Consider the following 22730-nt stretch of genomic DNA (forward strand, 5'->3'; position numbering starts at 1 on the left):
GTAAATTTTTATCATAAATTTTAATATTTTAATTAATAATTTATTTTAAGGATATTACAATCCTTTTAAATTTTATGCAAAGGATAAGATGTGAAAAGATCCATTTTAAACAAAAAATGTATTTTGATAAGCGCGGCTTGTTGTACTCTTTTGTTTGCAAATTCACTAAATGCTAACGATCAAGAAAGTGGCAAATTTGGTGACATAAGTAGCTGGGAGAGCACTGAGTATAAAGCATACTGGGGACTAAAGCGTATCAATGCAGCTATCGCGTATGCTCTTGGAGTGACAGGCAAAGGTGTGACTCTTGGCGTTATGGACTCTGGTGCATTACTTAGCCACCCTGAACTTAGCGACGGCAGGATAAGCGCACTAAAAATTTCTGGCAGCTACTACAAAGATGGACAAAAATATCCAGATACTGAGCACGGCAACTCTCCTTTTTTAAAAAAAGGAAGCACTGATAAAAACAGAGCTGACTTTGGCGACTTTAAAAAAGGTGAAAAATTTGAAGCTGATGGCAACTGGATCGCTGGTGTAAACGACTCACACGGCACGCACGTAGCTGGTACGATTGCTGGCTCAAGAGATGGCAAAGGGATGCATGGTGTAGCATTTGACTCAAAACTTATAGTAGGAAATACTGGTGGAACCGACGGTATGACATATGGTCCAAACCAAGACTACAACTTCTTTTTAGCATCTTATGAGGGACTAGCCAAAGGTGGTGCAAGAGCCATAAACAATAGTTGGGGTTCAAACCGCAAATTTTATAAAGCTTATGAGGGAGCAACTGGATTTGATGGCGGCAATAGCTTAGATATAAAAGATCTTGACGCAGCCTATAAAAGCTACTATCCATTTGTCACAGATGGTAAAAATTTCATAGATGCTGCTTATGAAGTCGCCAAAAAATACGGCATCATTCAAGTCTTTACTGCCGGAAATAGAAATGGCATGAAAGAGTCATACACAAGAGCAATGCTTCCATATTTTCGTCCAGATGCTGAAAAATACTGGATAAACGTTACTGGAATGGCGGATAGCAATACACAATACTTTAACACCGCAGGACACTCAAAATGGTGGAGTATCGCAGCACCTGGTAAAAGTATAAAATCAAGCACAGTTGATCCTAAAAATGGAAACGCTGGTTACGATAGCTGGGATGGTACATCAATGGCAGCTCCACATGTCACTGGCGCACTTGGTCTTGTCATGCAAAGATATCCGTATATGAGCAACTCTCAAGCAAGAGATGTTTTGCTAACTACCGCAAGACAAGTCAAAGATGAGTTTAAAAAGCCAACCGATACAAAAAGAATTTCTGGTTTTACTGCCCCACTTGGCGTACCTGATGAGCGCTGGGGCTGGGGAGCACTTGATATGTCAAAGGCTATGTTTGGGCCAGGACAGCTACTAGGCGTATTTGATGTAAGTCTAGACACGGACGATCTTTACTCAAATAATATCAGCGATGTAGCTATAAAATACAGAAAGACTGAAGATGAGGCAGAGGCAAAAATTTGGGCTAATCGCAAGGCTGAGCTTGAGAAAATGTCAAATTTAACAGCCGAGCAAAAGGCTGAACTTGATATAGGTAATGCTAGAGAAAAAGCAAGAGAACAAAGAGCTAGCGAAGGCTATGAAGGAACTCTTATTAAGAGAGGTCTAGGCACTCTAAAACTAGCAGGCACCAACTCATACACTGGCAAAACCATAATAAAAAGTGGCAAGATTACAGCACTAAATCAGTCACTAAAATCAAGCGAAGTAGTAGTCGAAAATGGGGGTGCACTTGAGATTGTTAAAGAGATGAGTGTTAGAGAGATTGATAGAAATAAATTTTCTCAAAAGCTATCTTTTAAAGACGTAACTAGAAAAAGTACAAATGACGCAGTAAAAGCTACTATAAAAACAGGTGGTAGTTATATCATCTCAAATAACGCAGCAAATTTAAATCTAAAATTTGAAAAGAACTCTATTATAGATATAAGTAAGCCAAATGTAGATGTCATGAAAAGACTATATGACGATAGTTCAAAGGCAAAAACTTATACCGTAACTGGAAATTTTAGTGGCTACAACGACACCATCTCAAAAAAATACGCATTTTTTGACCTTACTAGAAATTATAGTGACAACAAGCTAGAGCTAACACTTAAAAAATCAAAAAACACGATAACAAGTATTGCAGCTAGCGATAACCAAAAAAGAGTAGCGCAACTCATAGAGAGTACAGCTAGCAGACCAGCACTCCTTGCTTCACCGTTTAGAAGTAGACCAGCAGTCATTACGAGTGATCTGTATAGACACTTCATCTACGCTACGCCAAAAGAAGCAAGCGATACGCTAAAAACATTTGCAAATAATGCAAATTTAGCTCAACATAATGCATTTTTACTAGAAAATATCTTGCTCAAAAATGCAATCATTAATCATGAATTTGATCCATTCAGCGAAAAAGCAATCGATGCGAGTGGCATGAAATTTTGGTCAAATACCATGGCTAATGCTATGAAATTTGATGATGTAAAAGCAAACTCATTCACTCAGCTTTTTGGATTTGACGGCAATGTAAATGATGCTTTCACACTTGGTGGCGTGCTTGGTGCTAGCAGTGAAAAAGTAAAAGAAGATGGTGATGATGCTTATAAAACAAAAGGTACAAGTATCGGCATCTACGGAAAAAGCCAGATCGCTAGCACAAAACTAGACCTTGGTCTCATATATACAAATTCTAAACGAAAAACGCAAAATGGTGCTACGATCGTTAGTTTCTACTCAGATGAGCATGTAAAAAGCAAGGAAAAAGCACTTACTGCTTACGCAAATTTGGCACTAACAGCATTTAATAGTGCGAATTTCTCACTAAATCCTTATGTGGGCGCAAGCTATCTACGCATGAAAACTGATAGTACTAGCCAAAATATAGGAATTTTCAGAATGGATGTTGATGAAAAAACTAGGGATTTGGGTGTATTTAGCATAGGTCTAAACCCTAGTGTGCCATTTAGTCTTGGTAGTACAAAGATGAAATTTGAAGCTGATCTAGCCTACAATAGACTAGTTGGCGATACAAGACCAAATATCGGCGTAAATATCGCAAATGCTGGGTACTTGGAACTTGAAGGTAAAGAGGTACGCGATCTTGGCACAGCTAGCCTTGGTGTAAAAGCTAATGTTTATAAAAATATAAATTTAGGTCTATCTTACACAGGTGCTTTTGCTAAAGACGTGAAGTCAAACAGCGTAAATGCAAAATTTGAAATTTTGTTTTAATAGGTAAATCATGCTCGCTACTTTAAATAGTAGCGAGCCATTAAATTAAAATAGTTGAGTGAAAGAAAAACCGTTTTTAGTAAGCACTTCTTTGATCTTTTCTTGATGCTCAAGACCCTTTGTCTCAAGTGTGATAGTAATACTTGCATCGCCATAGTCAAGCCTTGTTGAGAAGCGGTCGTAGTCGATTTTTACAATGTTTGCGTTTGCTGATTTGAGACTATCTGTTAGGCTCATGAGCGCTCCTGGCTTATCCACAAGCGTTATTTGCAAAGTCATCTTGCGGTGAGACTTGATAAGACCCTTTTCAATGATGATAGAAAGTACCTGTACGTCGATATTTCCACCACTTAACACCACGCCTATCTTTGCGCCTTTTTTAAATTTGATTTTATCATGCATAAGTGCTGCCACGCCAGCTGCGCCAGCTCCCTCAACTACGATCTTTTGCGTCTCTAGCAAAAACAAAATCGCAGTTGCAATCTCCTCATCATCAACTTGCACAAACTCATCAACACACTCAATAATATTTGCTAGCGTGATCTCACTCGCATCACGCACAGCGATACCATCTGCTATGGTGCGGACTGATTTTGAATTTATGCTCTTTTTAGCGCCGTAGCTATTAAACATCGCTGGAGCGCCTTTTGCACCGACACAGATTACTTTTGTCTTTGGATTGACCTGCTTTATACAACTTGCCACACCGCTAGCTAGCCCACCACCGCCAACTGGGACGATGACTATATCAAGATCGCTTATCTCATCAAGCATCTCAAGCCCAACAGTACCCTGACCTGCCATAACGTACTCGTCGTTAAATGGATGAACAAAGGTCATACCCTTATCTTTGGCGTAATTAACCGCAAAAGCGTACGCCTCATCGAAATTATCACCCTTTAAAATAACCTCTGCACCAAGGTCCTTTGTGCCAGCGACCTTTAAAAGTGGGGTTGATTCTGGCATTATGATGCAAGCATGCACGCCAAATTCTTTTGCGCTTATCGCTACGCCTTGAGCGTGATTACCGGCGCTTGCAGCGACAACGCCACGCTTTCTCTCTTCATCGCTTAGGCTAGCTATTTTATTGTAAGCACCCCTTATCTTATATGCGCCGGTTCGCTGTAAATTTTCCTCTTTTAGATAGATACTTGCTCCCAAATTTTTACTAAGCTTCGCACTCAGAGCAAATGGAGTTTTATTTACAAAATGACCGATCGTGATCTTTGCTTGGATGATTTTATTTAGTGAAACCATTTTTTATTTTTCCTTTTTTAAATTATTCTTTTGCCCTTAGTAGCACGCCACACTCGATGTGATGAGTGTTTGCAAACTGATCAAAAATGGCAAATTTTATCACTTTATGGCTTTTACAAAGCTCTTTTAAATTTTCTTTTAGAGTCTCTGGATTGCACGAGATATAGATGATATTTTTAAAATTTTTGATGAAATTTACGACACTTTCGCTTAGTCCTGCACGTGGTGGATCAACAAGGACATGAGAGAAGTTAAAGTCGCTTAAATTTATATCCTTTAGTCTATTAAATTCCCTAACGCCAGCAAATGCACTCATAAGCTCATCAGCGTCCATTCGTAAAAATTTGATGTTATTAGCCTTGTTTAACTCGCAGTTTTTAAGGGCATTTGCGATCGAGCTCTTTGAAATTTCAGTAGCAAGAACGTTTTTAAATTTAAACGAAAGCGGGATAGTAAAATTTCCATGTCCACAGTAGAGCTCAAGAAGGTCAGCACCGCCTTGCACACACTCTTTTGCCCAAGCTATCATCTTTTCATTTACGGCTCTATTTGGCTGGATAAAGGCATTTTCAGATAGGCTAAATTTATAAATTTCACCGCCAACGTCTAGCTCATCAATCAAATTTAGCTCACCACTTAGCAACTTTTGCCCACGAGATCTAGCAAGTATGGTGACATTAAGCTTGTTAGCTAAAATTTTCATAGCCGCCTCAAACTCGCCATCAAGCCTTTTATGATAAAGAAGTGTGATCAAAATACCACTTTTACAAGAGATAAATTCCACTCCAAAAAGCTTTGTGCGTAAATTTTCACCACTTTGTAAATTTTCAAGTAGCCTTGGCATGAGATGTGAAATTTCCTCGCAGACCTTTGGGCACTCATCTATAAAAATTCTCTTGCCCTTTTCTTTTGCGTGCATAGTGTAGCAAAGCTCGCTGCCCTCGTGCCAGATTCCAAACTCGGCTCTCGTGCGGTAGTGTTTTGGACTGGAACTAAACACATCAAATTCGCCATCATAAAACTCTAAAAAATTTTGTTTTACAAGATCAGTTTTAAATGAAATTTGCTCATCATAAGGAGTAAAAAGAGTGCAAGAGCCGCACTCTTTTAAATAATTGCAATCCAAATTTATGCTTCTACTTTCTTTCCAACAAATCTAACTAGTGCCCAAATCGCTAAAAATCCGCAAGGAAGCGCGATCCAAACACTAAGACCAAGAGCAACTGGCAAGTAACCAACTAGCACACAAACCGCACAAACGCTAAGCGCATATACCATTTGAGTTGAGACGTGATCGATATGATTACATCCTGCGCCCATTGATGAAAGGATCGTAGTATCCGATATCGGTGAGCAGTGATCTCCAAAGATCGCGCCTGTAAGCACGCCTGAAATATTTACGATCATATAAGCGTGCATCGCATCGCCCTCTAGGCCGTAGTTTTTGCCGACCGCATAAGCTAGTGGGATAGCTAGAGGCATTAAAATTCCCATCGTGCCGTAGCTTGTTCCAGTTGAGAAGCTAATAAACGAACCAAGGATAAAAACAGCAACTGGCAATATAAATTTAGGTGTTGAAGAGCTTAATAGATCAACCAAATATCTTGATGTGCCAAGCTCTTTGATAACAGTACTAAGACTCCATGCAAGAAGCAAAATCACAACCGTAATTATCATAGTCTTCCAGCCCTTTACCCATGTACTGATAGCCTCTTTTACGTCAAAAATTTTACGCCAAACGCCCATTGTGATAGCTACGATACTAGCAAGTAATGCTGCTTGAAATAGTGATGTAGCTGAGTCTGCTGCGCCAAAAGTATCTTTAAATGTAGAAAATGAAAGTGGATTAGCGAGTGCATTTTTAAGAGCATCGCCCTCAAGTGCAGCAAGACCACTAAAGTAAAAACTAGTAAATGCGCCAATGACCAGCACAAGAAGTGGCACAACAGCATTTGCAGCGCTTAATTTTACGCCCTCTTTTGGCTCAAGTGTTTTATCTTCAAGATCTTGGATTTGAGTTTTACCTGAGTGAAGCTCGCCTCTTCTAGCACGTCTTTCAGCTAATAGCATTGGTCCGTATTCACGCTGCATCAAGGCTGTACAAACTATAAAAAATAGTATAAAAAGGTTATAAAATCTATATGGAATTGTCTCGATAAATATAGAATAAGCGTTAATACCAGTCTCTCCAACTAACTCATAGCCCTTTTCGATGAGTGAAACCTCAAGCCCAACCCATGTCGAAATGATAGCAATACCAGCGATCGGTGCTGCGGTAGCATCAATGATAAAAGCTAGCTTTTCGCGGCTTATTTTAAATTTATCGCTTATTGGTCTCATGATTGGACCTACTATTAGGGCATTTGCATAGTCATCAAAAAATACAAAAATTCCCATGAGCCATGTTGAAATTTGAGCTGAAATGCCGCTTTTTGCCTTTTTGCTAAGCCAAAGAGCAACCGCCTTTGTACCACCCATCTTTGTGATGAGTGCAACCACACCACCGATACAAAGCACTTGAAGTAAAATTCCTGAATCAGTCTTATCAGCCATTGATTCAACGACTCTTGAAACGATGCCGGTAAAGCCTTTTACGATACCCATAAAGATGTTTTCATTGATGATATTTATGAGAAATGTTCCACTAAAAACACCTATAAATAGCGACAAGATGACGTCTTTTGTGATAAAAGCAAGTGCTATTGCCACAACAGGCGGTATAAGCGTAAATACGCCATAAATTTCAGCGTTTCTCTTTGCCACTTCTGGATCGACACCAAAAAGCGCAACGCTAAAAAAAAGTAATAATAAAATTTGTCTCACAAGAACTCCTTAAAATTTTTCTATCGCAAGCCCAGCCCAAGTCTGCGTATTTGCCATGACTTCGACCCTATTTATATTAACACTTCCGGGCATATTTAGACAATTTACCAAAATAGTCGCGATATCCTCAGATGTGATGAAATTTGTATTTTCATAAAGACTATCAGCCTTTGCTTTATCTCCTCTAAACCTAACCTCGCTAAATTCAGTCTTACAAAGCCCCGGCTCGATGTTTGTGACTCTAATATTTGTACCGACTAGGTCGTTTCTTAAATTTAAGCTAAACTGCTTCACAAAGGCCTTTGTAGCACCATAAACGTTACTTCCAGGATATGGCCATGAGCCAGCTGTCGAGCCAATATTAAAGATATAGCCCTTTTCTTGCTTATAAAGTAGTGGCAAAACTGCCTTTGTCGAGTAGATAAGACCCTTGACGTTGGTGTCTATCATCGTCTCAAAGTCCTCCACCTTCGCATCTATCGTTTTTTCAAGTCCAAGCGCCATGCCAGCGTTATTTACAAGCACTTCTATATCCTTAAATTTATCAGGCAGGCTCTCAACCGCTTTAAAAACAGCCTCTTTGTCGCGTATGTCAGCTACGATGATATGCGTATCGCCAAGCTCTGCTGCAAGCTTTTTTAGCCTATCTTCGCGCCTTGCAAGAGCGACTATCTTGTAGCCCTCTTTTGAGAGTCTTCTGGCAATCGCCTCGCCAAATCCAGATGTTGCACCAGTTACAAAAGCTGTCTTTTTCATGGTTTTTCCTAATTGAAATTTGGCTTTAAACCCAAATTTTCTAAAAATTTGATCGTCTTTTCATTTTGTTCTTTCATGGCATAGTCAAGCGCATTAAACCCAGCGTCATCAGTGGCATTAATATCAGCACCATTATCCATCAAAAGCTTTAAAATTTCTGGCGTTGCATGAGCTGCTGCATGCATAAAAACGCTTCTATTTGTGTGTTCTAGACCGCATGTATCTTCAACTTGCGTCATACCCAAATTTATCATATTCATCTTGGCATTTTCATCTATGTAGCTCTCGTTGGCATTGGCACCATTTTTTAGCAAAAGCTCACAAAGTGGCTTATCGCTAAACTGCACAGCATAAAAAAGTACACTTTTCCCAAAGAAATTTTTGTGATTTACATCGGCTTTGTTTGCAAGTAAAATTTTTACGTTTTCTATATTTTTTAAAGCAAAAAATAGCGGCGTCTCATCGCCCAAATTCACATCGGCCCCACGCCTTATGATCTCTTTTATCATGTCGCTACTTTTTTCGTTTAAAAGTGCGATATTAAGCAAATTTGTAAGCTCAGCGGTACTAAAATTTTTTGAGTAAAGCAAATTTGCCAGCTCATCGGAATTTATCCTTTGAGCCATTATATTTTGCTCAGGTGTTAAAATTTTAGCTTTATTTACACTTTTACCGACACCAAAAGTCAAAAACTCATTTACTACGCTGGTTGCATAGTAGGCTGCACTTGCAGTATCAAGTCCCAGGCTTTCATAAAATTTTACAAGCGGAGTTTGAGCATTTTTGTAAGCTTCGATAAATTTTTTATATTTTAAAAAATTAAACAAGCTCTCGTTTGCCCAGTATCTAAGATACTCCATTCTAGCGTCTTTTTCGCTCTCAGCAACCTCTGGTTTTGCAAGCTCTTTTGCGTAAAATTCAGGTGCGAATGACGCTTTTAGTAAAAGCCATCTAAACTTGTTTAAATTTTCTTTATAAACTCTATCACCAACGCAACTTTGAGACTCACTTCTCACAGCCACACTCGCATCAAAAAGCTCTTTCACCTCTTTTAAATTTAAAAGCGAACCATCACAGTAAAATAGCCCCTCATTCGCATAAGCAAGATCGTTTGGAGTAGTTTTAAAGCTCTCTTTTTTGGCAAGATCACTGCACTCTAAAGCGTGTAAATTTATCAAAGAACAAACGCTAAAAAAGAGAAAAAAAACTACTTTTTTCATCAAAGCTCCTTAAAATTTCGCGATATTGTAACAAATTTATATACTAAACTCGCTTATTTCATTAAAATTTAGATATTTATAAATTTCATCTTTATTTAAGCCAAGACTATCTTTTACTATTTTTTTATATTCATCTACACTTGGTAAACGTCCAAGTAGCGCACAAACAGCAGCTAGCTCGGCACTTCCTAGATAGACCTTCGCGCCCATACCCATTCTGTTATCAAAATTTCTAGTTGAAGTAGAAAATACCACTGCATTGTCGTTTACTCTTGCTTGATTGCCCATGCAAAGCGAACAGCCTGGCACCTCTGTCCTTGCATTTAATCTTTTAAAAATTTCATAAACACCCTCATTTTCAAGTGTGCTTTTATCCATCTTTGTCGGCGGTGCGATCCAAAGCCTAGTTGTAAGCTTGCTCTCATGCTCCAAAATTCTAGCAAGCGCCCTATAATGGCCTATATTTGTCATACAGCTCCCTACAAAAACTTCATCGATTTTATGCACTCTTTTGTCATCAGCTAAAATTTCACTTAGCGTTGCCACATCATCTGGGTCATTTGGACACGCCAAAATCGGCTCATCTATCTGAGCTAGATCGATCTCCAAAATTTCAGCGTATTTTGCATCTTTATCGGCTCTTAAAAGCGTTGGATTTTCAAGCCATTTTTGCATTTTTTCTTTTCGTCTAAGCAGAGTCTCACGGCTCTCATAACCAGCTTTTATCATCGCATCAATTAACGCAACATTTGAGCGAACATACTCCACGACACTATCAACGCTTAAATTTACCACGCAAGCAGCCGCTGAGCGTTCAGCCGAAGCGTCACTTAGTTCAAATGCCTGCTCTACTTTTAGATTCTCAAGCCCTTCTATCTCTAAAATTTTACCCGCAAAAACATTCTTTTTATCTTTCTTTTCAACGCTTAAAAGCCCTTTTTTAATCGCAAAATAAGGTATCGCATTGACAAGATCGCGAAGTGTCACGCCCTCTTTTAGCTCGCCTTTAAATTTGATCAAAACTGACTCTGGCATATTTAGCGGCATCATGCCAAGCACCGCTGCAAACGCCACTAGGCCGCTGCCCGCTGGAAAGCTGATACCAATAGGAAATCTCGTGTGACTATCGCCACCAGTGCCCACCGTGTCAGGCAAGACCATGCGGTTTAGCCAAGAGTGGATGACGCCATCGCCTGGCTTTAGACTCACACCGCCACGTAAATTTATAAATTTTGGCAAGCTCTCATGCATCACAAGATCACTTGGTTTTGGGTAAGCGGCCGTGTGGCAAAAACTTTGCAAAACAAAATCCGCGCCAAAACTAAGGCTAGCAAGCTCTTTAACCTCGTCTCTAGTCATCGGCCCAGTGGTGTCTTGCGAGCCAACAGTTAAAATTTCAGGCTCCACATAAGCTCCAGCTCTAATGCCAGGTACGCCGCAAGCCTTGCCGACCATCTTTTGAGCCAGCGTATATCCACCACCCTGCTCTTTTGGCTGATCTGGCTTTATAAAAATTTGCTCCTCGCCAAGCCCTAGAGCCTCTCTAGCCTTTTTGGTCACTTGGCGTCCTATCATAAGTGGTATCCTGCCACCTGCTCTTATCTCGTCGCTTAGAGTATTTGGGCTTAATTTAAAATTTGCCACGAGCTTTTTCTCAGTATCTGTAGGTTTATAAATTTCGCCTTTAAATGGATAAATTTCTATCTCATCGCCCATTTCTAGCTCATTTACGTTTGCAACTATCGGCAGTGCGCCACTATCTTCAGCGGTATTAAAAAATATCGGAGCTATGGTCGTGCCTATCACGATACCGCCAGTTTTTTTGTTTGGCACGCCTTCTATCTCATCGCCTAAATGCCACTGGATCGAGTTTATACCACTCTTTCTGCTGCTGCCAGTGCCAACCACATCGCCAACATACGCAACTTTCTTACCACGAGTTTTGAGCTCTTTTAAAATTTCTAGACCCTCAGGCATCTTTTTAACAAGCATTGCTTTTGCGTGAAGTGGTATGTCGGCCCTTGTATAGGCCTCACTCGCTGGACTTAGATCATCAGTATTTGTCTCACCAGGTACTTTAAAAACGACTGCGTTTATACAGGTTTCAATTGGCTTTTTATGTGTAAACCACTCCGCATTTGCCCAAGAAACAAGCACCTCTTTTGCAAATTTATTGTTGCTACTTAGCTTTGCGATCTCGTCAAAATATTCATGCACCAGGATAATATTTTTTAGCTCATTTGCTGCAGCACGAGCGATATTTTCATTGCTATTTTTTAGAGCTCGCACCAAAATTTCCACGTTATATCCACCAAGCATCTTGCCTAAAATTTTAATAGCACGCATAGCGTCAAGACCACCAACAGAAAGCCCGTCTATTACTTCACCAAGAAATTCTGCCTTTATCTTCGCTGCATCATCAACGCCAGGATTGATACGAGTTTCAAGCAAATTTATAAGAAATTTTAGCTCGCTTTGTGCCTTTTCGTCGCAACTAGACTTGTTGGCAAGTTTTATTAGCTCGCAAATTTCGCTTGTTTGCTTGGCATTTAGCGCAAGCGGTGGCACGCCCTCTTTTTCTCGCTCGCTTGCGTGTTTTTCGTAGTCGGTAAAAAAGCTCATGAAATTCCTTTATGGTTTTTGCTCGTTATTTTTAGTCTAAAAATCGCTAGTTTTGCTTGCATTTTATCAAAAAGCAAAACAAACTAAAGTAAAATTTACCCAAAATTTCAAATTTCAAGGAGCAAATGTGTCAAAAGCTTACCTAAAATCGCCTATCGGAATTTTGGAGATCATTGCTAGCGAAAATGGAATTTGTGAGATAAATTTTGTAGATAAATTTGAAAAAATTGCAGTAAAAGATGAAAATTTAAAGCTTTGCCTTGATGAGCTAAAAGCATATTTCGAAGGCAGGCTTAAAAAATTTAGCGTAAGGCTTGATATAAAAACGACTAATTTTAGAGCAAAAATTTACGAGGCTTTACAAAAAGTACCATACGGAGAAACGACTACATACGCAGCCCTTGCACTTGCCGTAGGTCATAAAAATGCCTACCGAGCAGCAGGATCAGCCAATGCTAAAAATCCAGTGCCTATCATCATCCCTTGCCACAGAGTGCTAGCTAGTAACGGGCTTGGCGGCTATTCTGGCGGAGATGGTCTACCAACTAAAATTTGGCTTTTAGAGCATGAAGCAAAGCATAAATAGCTAAAAATTTACAGCAAAATAAAAGTCCGGCAAATTTTAAAATTTACAAACGAGCATATCACGGCTCTAAATAGAGTAAACAAGCTAGCCTAAATTTTTACTTCGTAGTAATTTATGAAAATTTCCTAGCCCAAAGTGAGGCCAAATGGGGCTAGGTTTTGGATTATTTTTTAGCTACAAGAGCATTTTTTAGCACATCATCGATCGTATCTACGGCGATGATCTTCATGTCAGCTTTTACTTCGGCTGGGATATCTACTAGGTCGCGGTCGTAGTTCTTGCGAGGTATCAGGGCTGTTTTGATGCCAGCTTTGTGTGCGGCGATTAGCTTCTCTTTTAGACCACCGATAGGTAGCACTCTACCAGTTAGCGTGATCTCACCAGTCATTGCTATGTCGTGTCTTACCTTTGTATCGGTTAGTATCGATGCGATCGCAGTTGCCATCGTGATGCCAGCACTTGGTCCATCTTTTGGCACCGCGCCCTCTGGCACGTGCAAGTGAAGATCATAGCGTCTATAAACATCGCTGGCTTCAAGCTTATGCTTATCGTCATCTAGTTTTGGTACGATAGTCATCGGTACTTTTATTTTTTTGTTATCGATCAGCACTTTTACCACGCTAAATGCTATTTGAGCGCTCTCTTTCATCACGTCACCTAGCTGACCGGTGATCTGCATACTGCCTTTACCCTGGATCCTTATAGCCTCGATCCTTAGCACGTCACCACCGACACTAGTCCACGCAAGGCCATTTACTAGACCTATCTGATCTTTTTTGTCCGCTGGCTCGATTTCATAGACCTTTTTCTCTAAAAATTCTTTCAAATTTTTAGCTGTGACACTGATCTTGCCCTCATTTTTTTTAGTGAGGATATTTTTGGCGACTTTTCTTAATATATCAGCGATCCTGCGGCGTAAATTTCGCACGCCACTCTCTCTTGTATAGTCGCTGATAATTAGCTCAAGTGCCTCTTTGCTGATACTCACATCACTTGGTTTTAGGCCGTGCTTTTTAAGCTCTTGAGGCAATAGATACTTTTTAGCGATCTCAAATTTCTCTTGTGGGGTGTATGAGCTAAGCTCGATAAACTCCATCCTGTCGCGAAGTGCGGCTGGGATCATGCTCACATCATTTGCTGTAGCGATGAAGATAATCTTGCTAAGATCGATGTTAAAATTTAGATAGTAGTCTCTAAATTTATTATTTTGCTCTGGGTCCAAAATCTCAAGTAAAACAGCGGTCGGATCACCTCTGTAGCTTCTACCAACCTTGTCGATCTCATCTAAAACAACCACTGGATTCATCTGCTTAGCTTCTATGAGCCCTTGCACAATGCGACCTGGCATAGCGCCTATGTAGGTGCGGCGGTGACCTCTTAGCTCATTTACGTCCTCAAGTCCACCAAGTGCGATCCTGACTAGCTCTCGCTTTAGTGCCTTTGCGATCGAGTTTGCAAGGCTGGTTTTTCCCACGCCTGGAGGGCCTGCAAAGCATAAAATAGCGCCATTATTTACCTTTTCGCCAACGCCTCTAAGCTCCAAAAGCTCACGCAAAGCAAAATACTCTTCGATGCGCTCTTTTGGCTTCTCTAAGCTGTAATGATCGGCATTTAGGTGCTTGCTCACTTCAGTGATGGATGATTTTTTCTTAGCTACATTTTCAAATGGAATTTCAAGTACCCAGTCAAGGTAGCTTTGCAAGGTATTTGCGTCAGCTGAGTCTGGGTGCATGCGTGAAAGCTTATCTATTTGTTTTTTGATCTCTTTGTAGGCGTCCTCAGCCATAAATTTCTTCTTCGCATCAAGCTTTTTGCGGTACTCTTCAAGCTCCTCTTCACGGCTTGTATCCGCTCCAAGCTCGGCTTGAATTTGCTTTAGCTGCTCTTTTAAAAAGTACTCTTTATTTGTCTTGTCGATCTTTGAATGGACTTTATTTTTTATCTCTTTTTGAAGCTTATTTGCCTCGATCTCTTCGATGACGTAGTCGATTAGTTTTAGTAGGCGTTGCTCTAAATTTTCCTCGACAAAAAAACTATAAGCGATCTGTTTTTTTAAGCGAAGTGCACTTGAAACTAGGTCACAAACCCTGATCGCTTCAGCGCTCTCTTCGATCGTCTTTAAAAGATCAGGTGGAAAAAAATGGCTAAACTGCGAAAGCTCTCTTACTTTTTCTCTTAAAACTACGATAAGAGCGTCAGTTTTGACCTGTGATGGACGTTTGACATGAAGCATATCGACGATGCCACGGAGTGGGTTTATACCTGATTGTTTTAAAATTTTACCTTTGTCTATGCCTTGAAATAGAACTTTTACACGTCCATCGGGTAGTGGCACACGGCGCATTATCGTGCCGATCACACCAGCATCATAGATACCATCAAAATCTCTAGCGCCGTCTTGCTGAGGCTTTGTGGGTACCACAAGGATCGGAGTCTCTTCTTGTATGGCGAGTTCAAGTGCCTTTAAATTTTCATCGTCGCTTAAAAAAAGCGGAGTTATCATAAATGGATATAAAAATAGCTCGTCCTCAACGATAATAGGAATTTCAGTTGGGAAGCCTTTATTTTCGTTTATTTGCAAAATTTCTCCTATTCAAACAGTTTTCTATACCATGCCACGTCAGGTTTGATAAGATCTGAGTTTTTAAACGGCGACTCTTCAAGCTTTTGCTCGTAAATTTTAGCCGAAACATCACGACCAGTCCTATTGTAAAGATCTGCTATTTGCATATCTAGGAAGTAAAGCGCGAGTTTGAATTTAATAAGCATAGTCTCAATAAGTGGCTTATATTCAGTATTTGGATACATATAAAGAAATTTCTCGATCTCTGTTACGCTATCTTCCATAAGCTTTTGGTTACGGTTTGGCTGAGTAAATGAGTCAAAATTTGCTTTTATCTTTAGATACTGAGCAAACTCTGTTTTTGGGCCGTTGTCGCCATATCTTTTGATATACTCGTCAAGATAGTGATTTGCCATTAGATACTCTTCATCATTTGCGTGAGCTTGGGCAAGGATAAGTAAAATTTGCTCCAAAAGTGGGCTTGCTACGTGTTCGCTTGCCATTGAAACATAGTGTTTATCGGCCGCTTCAAGATCACCGTCTTTTATATCAGCGATAACCTGAGCATACCACTCATCAGGAGTTAGATTGTAAAGCTCGGTATATTTTTCAGCACAACCACTAAAAAGCCCCAAAAGAGCTACAACTGCTAGAAATTTAGAAAATCTTTTCATGCTTTTCCTTAAAAAGTTTAAATCCTCGTATTCTACATTTTTTGCTATTATTTTTGTATAAATTTTTTAAAACTATGATAAAATACGGCAACTTTACAAAATAGGAGTTAGTATGATTTTTAGTGTTAAAAGCCCTATTTTAGGCTTTGAGCATATCAAGACGATGGAGTTAATTGAACTTGATAAATTTTTTGTTAAGCTAGCAAGCAAAGATGATGAGACATCTTTTACAATGATAAATCCTTTTGCATTAAGAAGCTACGAATTCGATATTCCAAGCTATTATGAAGATCTTATGGAGATTAAAGAAAGCTCTCAACTTAGAATTTATAACATTATCGTTGTTGCACTCCCGCTTGAAAAATCAACTGTAAATTTTGTAGCTCCTATCGTTTGCAATATGGACAATATGACCTTATCTCAAGTCGTTTTAGACATTGCCAAATATCCTCAGTACGGGCAAGCTGAAATGATAGAAAATTTTATACAAAAATAGTAGCTAAAAGTTTTTAAAAATCTAAGGATAGATTTTTGTTGTTATTTAGAGGATTTGTTGTGAAGGTAGTATACTTACTCTGTTTTATTGCCACGTTTGGTTTTTGTTCACCAAGAGCTTGTACGACAGCAGAAGCAGTATCTATTGGTTGTAGTGGAGCAAATTATTCTTGCTTTATAGACGCCGAAGAGTACCAAGACAACTCTTCTAAAAATATCCCACATTGCATAAGAAAATCTGATAGAACCTGGACGATAGACACCAATAGCTTTTCTTCAGGCTTAGCACAAGATCACTATCATATTTACGTTGAGCAATTTTCTCCATGGAATCAACGATCATTAATAGGTATGTGGGATGATCACTCTAAAGGCTTAAGACAGAGATCAATAAATGGAAATCTAAATACCAGAGTAAATGGAGATATAGCTACCATTGGTGCTACTATTATGATTCCACAATACGCTGGATATAATTTTGTTCCAGATCCATCTAACGTAACAAGAACATCATCTACAGCCGATAGAATATTTTTAGATACTGGTAATTTTTCGCCTAGCAATTACACACTTTGTCAAACAACATATATTTATAATCCTAGCAAGTATCCTTATTGTCAAAATTCATCCTCTTCCACATTTGATTTTAGTGAGAAAAATACCTTTATACAAAATAATTTAAAAGGTAAAAACGTAGTCTATGCCAGGCTTTACTGGGGTGGCTCTCTTTATCAAAACTGGGCAATAAAAAATCTTGGGTCAAATTTATATGTAAGTGCTTTAAATTACATAAAAGGATATAGCAGGATTGATTTTAAAGCTCCTGGAAAAAATGTAATTACAATAGATGCTGATCCAAAAGATGTCTTTTGGTTTGGTTCATTTAGTGAGTATAAACCAAAATCAATGACTCTTGAATCATATAATCAAAACGAGTCTAATAGCTACTATGTAAAGGCTGGAATAAACTACCAATATGTAGCAAGTGCTGATGTAACAGATATAGTTAGAGATTCTCTTGGTACTGGTGAGTCAGATAGGACATTTTATGCTGGCAATATCAGATCCACTACGATTCCCTTTAGTGATGAATTTATAGACCCAAATGATGGCATATATAAGGTAAACAACTCTACTAATAGAAAACTAAAAAAAACATACGGCACGCTACTGTTTTCACCAGTTCAAGGGCAAAATGGCTACTGGATACAATCCATCGCACCACAATTTGCGGCTTGGAGTTTGGTCATAATTTATGACTTTGATGATAAAACCGCTGCAGCAAACAATATAGAGCCAAAGCTTGTTAGTATATTTGATGGACTAGAAAGACTTGCGGCGGACTGGATGAAGTCAAGCGATCCATTTGGTACTGTAAAGAGCTCAACCATAGATGTAAAATTTGAAAATATCTACACACCAAAAGCAGGAAATATAGATGCTTCGCTCACAATGTTTTCATTTGGCGGCAAGCCAGAAACAAAGGGTGAAGATATTAAGATAAAAAAAGGTGGCAGCTATCAGAGTATCACCAGCGGATATAACGCACAAGGCGATCAGTTTAACTCAACTATGACAAAATTTGGACAACTTATAAATCCAGGTAAAAAATTTCACTCTCAAGCAGACTTAGATATATTTGATATATCGGACAAAATGTCATATGCTCAAAAAGAAGCGGATATAAAATTTACAGTTACAACGATTAAAAGCTCAGGCGGTGCTAATGTTGTAAGTGCTGACCGTATAAATTTAGCTCTAGTTGGCTTTTCTTCTCGTATATATAAACCAGATGTTTGCTACATGGAATATATTTATGCAAAAAAACCTAGCGATAGTACTTTTACAAAGGTGCAAGAAAATACTCCAACAGTAGTGCCAGCAAATACTATTTTAAAAACTTTCGTTGAAGTTACAAATAATACTAATGAAGCTGCCCAAGACTTTGCGCTAAAAGCCACAATAGATCCAAGCCAAATTTATAATCCAAACTCAACTTACATTTACGCAGATAAAGCATCGCAAGGACCTAGTGATCTACTTACTATGTCAGGACAGGTACACTATAACGACAACACAGGCCTGCAGCAATTAAGCGGAAATGACTTAACTTTTTATTTAGGACAAGGTGCTGCTGCAAATAAGGGTGGAGAAATGCTAATTCATCAAGGTAACTACGCTTATGCCATATATGAAACTACCCTTAAGTCTAAATTTGAGCCAAATAGTTACAAAGCCACGGTTGCAAATGCTGATATAAATTTACAGCCCTATGATACATATATAAGAAGATGTAGCAATCAAAATTACAACATTACTTTAGGCGTTAGTGCCAGTCCAAATAATTTCATCGCAAGTAATAGACAAGACGATGGCTCAGCGGCTTTTAAAACTAAATTTAAAAATAGACTTCTAACAAAAATCGTTTCTACGCCATTTAATGTCTATATCACAAACTATGATACAGATGGCAATAAAAAAGTACCAGATGCTCCAGTAGATGTAAAAGTAGAGTTGGTTGAGTCTTGCAATGCTCCAACAAATTTATATGAACAAGATATAACATTTAATGGCGTAACTGATATTTTGTTGTCAGGCATTAGTATTGATAGAGCCTATAAAAGCGTAAAATTTAGAATTTCTCATCTTGATCCAGTGACAAATACTACAAAAGTTGAATGCGAAAAATTAGATGATTTTGCCATAAGACCAAGCCACTTTAGAATATGGGATACTAAGAAGAATACGATCAATAATAACAATGTTTTAATAGGCGGCAAAGTTTATAATAACATTGCTCTTGCGGCTATGAAACCTCTTGATAGTGGCTTAGCAAATGGTTATATAAATAACATAAGTGGCTCAAATGGAGAGATAAAACTTGTACCAGCATATAGTGCGACTTGTGATCCTAGCATTATAGAGAGTGAGAACAAACTAAGCGTAGATTTTAACGATCCAAATAAAGCATTGGGTAAAATTTTCCGTCACACATCAAGTGGACCTGTTGGCTTTTCTTACTCAGATATAGGCGATACATATTTTTATGTATTAGACAAAGACTATACAATAACTGATCAACATGGGCCATCAAGAGCTGATGATTGTGTAAAAAACTCAATTAGCAACGATCCATCACAAGATACTGCTCAAGAAGGAAGGATCGGATGTAGTATAAAGCTAGAAGGCAATAGAGATTATCTATTTAGGCCAAAAGATATACAAATAAGCAAGTTAAAGATAACAAAAGATAGCGATATAACATACCTTGATAATGAAGGCATACAAAAAGCAAAGCTTGACTTTGAAGTAACTGCTAGGTTGTTTAACGATGACCCTGCAAAACTTTATAATGAAGATTGCTATGCAAAGAATATGAACTTTGACATAAAGCTAGATAGAGTTCCTTTAAATTTTACAGATAATGATGGTAATGCCGGCACATTAGCAAAAGCAAATGAAGAAATTTTGTTTTTTGAAATTCCTGGCTCAAATACTCGAAAAGCGATAGATCCAAGTGCCACAAAATCAACATTTTATGTAGAGAAAAACACTTTTGTAAATGGCGTAGGCAAAGGTGAAGTATATTTTAATTTTGAAAGAAAAGTAAATCATGCTAAAAATCCTTTTACTATTTCAAGTAATGATTTTAGCTTTAGCGGCATGTCAGATAGCACCGATACAGTAAAAAAATATGAAAAACCAGCAACAGAAACAACGGCAAAATTTTACTTTGGTAGGGTTTATGCACCATTTTATGAAGGGCTTTATAGTGGCTTTTACGCCAAAATTTATTATGGTGCCTACTGTGATGGATGCAATAAAAATATCTATATGAAAGATAATGGCAAACTATGGCAAGACTTTCCAGCTGCACCATTTTGGGCTACCAATCCAAAACACAATGCAGGAGTACTTAACTATCATGACTTTAGCTTTACAAATACTTACAGCGGTACTGTTTTAAGAAATGATGTAAGTAGCATAAGCAATGGCAAGCAAATAATTTTTATAAGAAACCCTTCGGCAGTTACTGATGTGGCTAAAATGAGAGCACCTAGTTGGCTTCTTTATAGTGAATTTGATGAGAAACCTGAAACAAATAATTTCAATCTAAATTTTCTAGTACCAAATGGCGAATGGGCTGGTAAAGTCCTAAAGAGCAATAATATAGAGGATAAGACAAGCGGCGCAGTTGGAGGTTTTATAGGAGTAAAATCTAATAGTGATAGTAACCTAGATATAAGCGACAAGACAAACAGGAGAATAGAGTGGTAAAAAGGGGCGGCTTTTCATTGATAGAGCTTATCTTGTCAGTGCTTGTAGTAGCCATAGTAAGTGCAAGCCTGCCACTAGCGGTAAGAACTACTTCAAATTTAAGCGAGCAGTCCTTAATGCAAGAAGGACTAATGAATGCTAAAACTTATATGTCATTAATATTAAAAGCACCATTTAGCGATCAAGTCTTAATAGCCGGTAAAAATACCATGCCATCATCTATAACCACTCAAGAGGCTATAATTTTTCCTCTTATTATCTGCGATCAAGGGGCAAATCCGGATTTTTATGAAAAAAGCGGTGTAAAAGGAGAGGGACATAGGATACTTGCATATCCAGTGCAAAATTCATCTGCATGTGCCACAAGGCCTAATGATTCAAAGCTTCCAGAATCAATCAAAAGCGTAAATTTTAAAGTAAAATCTATCAAAAATTTTAATACCCAAAAATCCATCTCACCAACTGCTAGCACTACTAAACGCGACTTTATCATAGATACAGAGACGACTCCAACTATAACAAATGGAGCTGATAAATTTGTAGTTAGCACTCCTTTAAATGATAGTGACGTTTTACAGATAAAGCTAGATACGACTATGAAAACTACAAAAGAGAGCAAAAGCGTACTTTATGGATATGCCTTTAATATAGGTGAAAGCAGTACTCTAAGTGTAAAAGAATGGAAATGAAAAAAACAAAAAAAGCTTTTACATTAATTGAGCTAATAATAGTCATCACCGTACTTGGTGTTATCTCACTTATGAGCTTTAACACGCTTATGAATTTATATCAAAACTATTTTCAAAGCAAAGTAATAAACGAACTAGAAACACAAAGCGAAATCGCTCTAGAGCAAATTTCAATACTACTTAGCCACAGAATCAAACAAAGCGTTATCGCTAGAAAAAAAAATGGAGATTACCTAGCTCTAAATGATAGTGGCGTAAATTTAAGTAGCGACTTTGAAATTTTAGAATTTATCCCAGCTGCTTATGAGCTATTTGATGGCATCAACGAATATAAAGGAGATGATACTAACGGAGATCCTATCATCGAAGAAGGCATATATAGCGGATATGTAGATCTTGCAAATAGTTCTATTGCAAATGGATTAAAAAGCCCTGGAAGCAAATTTAATGACGCTTTTAGAAACGGCGTAATGGACTTGACCTGCGAAAATGATAGCAATGAAGAAGATGTAAATAGCGGCTCTAGGTGTATAAACGCCGATAATGAAAATGGTGGTTTAGTGGCGATATTTTCTAGCATACTTTATAGAGTTGGTAGCAGCTTTGGCTATCAAGAAAATTTAGACCAAAGGCACTTAGATATTGCAAAAGTTGGCATACAATCAATCGATACGCTTAAGATTTCAAGTGATTTTAAAAATAAAAAAATTTCAGAGCAGTATAAGCTAGCTTACACAGCTATTGCCATAGCGCCAGCTGAGCAAAGTGCCGAGGATATACAAAATGGCTCTTTTGACCTTAAAATTTACTACAACTATAGGCCATGGCTAAATGAAAGCTTTAAAAAATTTAGCTCAACATCTACAAAGGATATCAAAGCCGAAAGTGCAACACTAGCTAAACACGTAACAAGATTTGTCTTCACGGAAAAAAATGGTGTCATCGCGCTAAAGCTCTGCCTTAAAGCAGAAAAATTAGAAATAACCATTTGCAAGTCAAAGGCGGTTTATTAATGAGAAAAGGATTTACGTTAATAGCAGCGATATTTTTTCTAGTTGTAGCAGCTTCTATAAGCACTCTTGCCCTTTCGATAGCTAGCACATCAGCTAGACAAAGCAGTGAAATTTATCTAAGAGAGCAAGCACAACTCGTTGCTCAAGCAGCAGCAGAGTATGCAATGTTTGAAATTTTTAGAACCGATTTCTCAAATAAATGCCTAGATAAAGTAGATGGAGAATTTAACGATATGTTCGACTTTAAAGTAAAAATAACTTACTTTGGCGATATCGGCATATGCACTCCACCGACCATCATGCCAGGAACAAACGGAGTCGCAAGTACTGGCAACATGATCTTTGATGTTTTTGTAACATCAAAAGATAAAAAAACGCCAAATCCTATAAATTTTTACAAACGAACTCTTCAGAAACTTTAAAATTTTATAAAGATTTTAGTTTAATTTGTTTTTAGTTTTAGCGTGTTATA

General features: G+C 38.2%; 15 protein-coding genes. 7 read left to right on the forward strand and 8 right to left on the reverse strand.

The genetic code is table 11. From position 1 onward, the window contains the following. Positions 1 to 90: 90 nt before the first annotated feature. Positions 91 to 3282 (forward strand): S8 family serine peptidase, encoded by a 3192-nt coding sequence (locus tag ATCC51562_RS02720; RefSeq protein ID WP_021090630.1) that lies wholly within the window; start codon positions 91 to 93, stop codon positions 3280 to 3282. A gap of 45 nt (positions 3283 to 3327) precedes the next feature. Here ATCC51562_RS02720 and ilvA read toward each other — a convergent pair whose 3' ends face one another. The 6 genes from ilvA to ATCC51562_RS02750 are packed head-to-tail and all read right to left on the reverse strand — an operon-like array spanning position 3328 to position 11960. Then, positions 3328 to 4539, reverse strand: a complete 1212-nt coding sequence (gene ilvA, locus ATCC51562_RS02725; protein WP_021090937.1) for a threonine ammonia-lyase — start codon at positions 4537 to 4539, stop codon at positions 3328 to 3330. Between the two features lie 22 nt (positions 4540 to 4561). Then, entirely contained in the window at positions 4562 to 5665 is a 1104-nt protein-coding gene (trmA, locus tag ATCC51562_RS02730; protein ID WP_021090777.1) for a tRNA (uridine(54)-C5)-methyltransferase TrmA, read from the reverse strand. A 2-nt stretch (positions 5666 to 5667) separates the two neighbouring features. Continuing rightward, entirely contained in the window at positions 5668 to 7362 is a 1695-nt protein-coding gene (locus ATCC51562_RS02735) for a Na+/H+ antiporter NhaC family protein (protein ID WP_021090840.1), read from the reverse strand. 9 nt (positions 7363 to 7371) lie between these two features. Further along, a complete protein-coding gene (locus ATCC51562_RS02740) occupies positions 7372 to 8118 on the reverse strand; it encodes an SDR family NAD(P)-dependent oxidoreductase (protein ID WP_021090887.1) in 747 nt (248 codons plus the stop codon). 8 nt (positions 8119 to 8126) lie between these two features. Continuing rightward, a complete protein-coding gene (locus ATCC51562_RS02745; protein WP_021090799.1) occupies positions 8127 to 9338 on the reverse strand; it encodes an ankyrin repeat domain-containing protein in 1212 nt (403 codons plus the stop codon). Positions 9339 to 9374: 36 nt separating this feature from the next. Next, positions 9375 to 11960, reverse strand: coding sequence for a bifunctional aconitate hydratase 2/2-methylisocitrate dehydratase (locus ATCC51562_RS02750; protein ID WP_021090690.1), 2586 nt, complete (start codon positions 11958 to 11960; stop codon positions 9375 to 9377). Positions 11961 to 12087: 127 nt separating this feature from the next. Here ATCC51562_RS02750 and ATCC51562_RS02755 point away from each other — a divergent pair, with 127 nt between their 5' ends. Then, positions 12088 to 12546 carry a methylated-DNA--[protein]-cysteine S-methyltransferase gene (locus ATCC51562_RS02755; protein WP_035167209.1) on the forward strand — a complete coding sequence of 153 codons (459 nt, stop codon included), beginning with the start codon at positions 12088 to 12090 and terminating at the stop codon, positions 12544 to 12546. Between the two features lie 163 nt (positions 12547 to 12709). On the opposite strand, the gene lon is transcribed toward ATCC51562_RS02755, so the two are convergent. After that, positions 12710 to 15127, reverse strand: a complete 2418-nt coding sequence (lon, locus tag ATCC51562_RS02760; RefSeq protein ID WP_021090746.1) for an endopeptidase La — start codon at positions 15125 to 15127, stop codon at positions 12710 to 12712. An 8-nt stretch (positions 15128 to 15135) separates the two neighbouring features. Further along, a complete protein-coding gene (locus ATCC51562_RS02765; protein ID WP_021091013.1) occupies positions 15136 to 15783 on the reverse strand; it encodes an outer membrane protein assembly factor BamD in 648 nt (215 codons plus the stop codon). A gap of 112 nt (positions 15784 to 15895) precedes the next feature. Here ATCC51562_RS02765 and fliW point away from each other — a divergent pair, with 112 nt between their 5' ends. Genes fliW through ATCC51562_RS02790 form a run of 5 tightly spaced genes read left to right on the forward strand, consistent with a single transcriptional unit; the run spans position 15896 to position 22680 of the window. Further along, positions 15896 to 16279 (forward strand): flagellar assembly protein FliW, encoded by a 384-nt coding sequence (gene fliW, locus ATCC51562_RS02770; RefSeq protein ID WP_021090460.1) that lies wholly within the window; start codon positions 15896 to 15898, stop codon positions 16277 to 16279. A gap of 59 nt (positions 16280 to 16338) precedes the next feature. Beyond that, positions 16339 to 20556 (forward strand): hypothetical protein, encoded by a 4218-nt coding sequence (locus ATCC51562_RS02775; RefSeq protein WP_155242240.1) that lies wholly within the window; start codon positions 16339 to 16341, stop codon positions 20554 to 20556. After that, positions 20550 to 21245, forward strand: coding sequence for a type II secretion system protein (locus ATCC51562_RS02780; RefSeq protein ID WP_021090495.1), 696 nt, complete (start codon positions 20550 to 20552; stop codon positions 21243 to 21245). The genes ATCC51562_RS02775 and ATCC51562_RS02780 overlap by 7 nt, the downstream gene beginning before the upstream one ends. Continuing rightward, the gene (locus tag ATCC51562_RS02785) at positions 21242 to 22258 is read left to right on the forward strand and encodes a type II secretion system protein (RefSeq protein ID WP_035167213.1); all 1017 of its coding nucleotides are present in this window, start codon (positions 21242 to 21244) and stop codon (positions 22256 to 22258) included. Before ATCC51562_RS02780 ends, ATCC51562_RS02785 begins: the two co-directional genes overlap by 4 nt. Continuing rightward, positions 22258 to 22680 (forward strand): hypothetical protein, encoded by a 423-nt coding sequence (locus tag ATCC51562_RS02790; protein ID WP_021090451.1) that lies wholly within the window; start codon positions 22258 to 22260, stop codon positions 22678 to 22680. Before ATCC51562_RS02785 ends, ATCC51562_RS02790 begins: the two co-directional genes overlap by 1 nt. Positions 22681 to 22730 lie beyond the last annotated feature (50 nt).

This window comes from Campylobacter concisus ATCC 51562 (genome assembly GCF_000466745.1).
GTDB lineage: Bacteria > Campylobacterota > Campylobacteria > Campylobacterales > Campylobacteraceae > Campylobacter_A > Campylobacter_A concisus_B.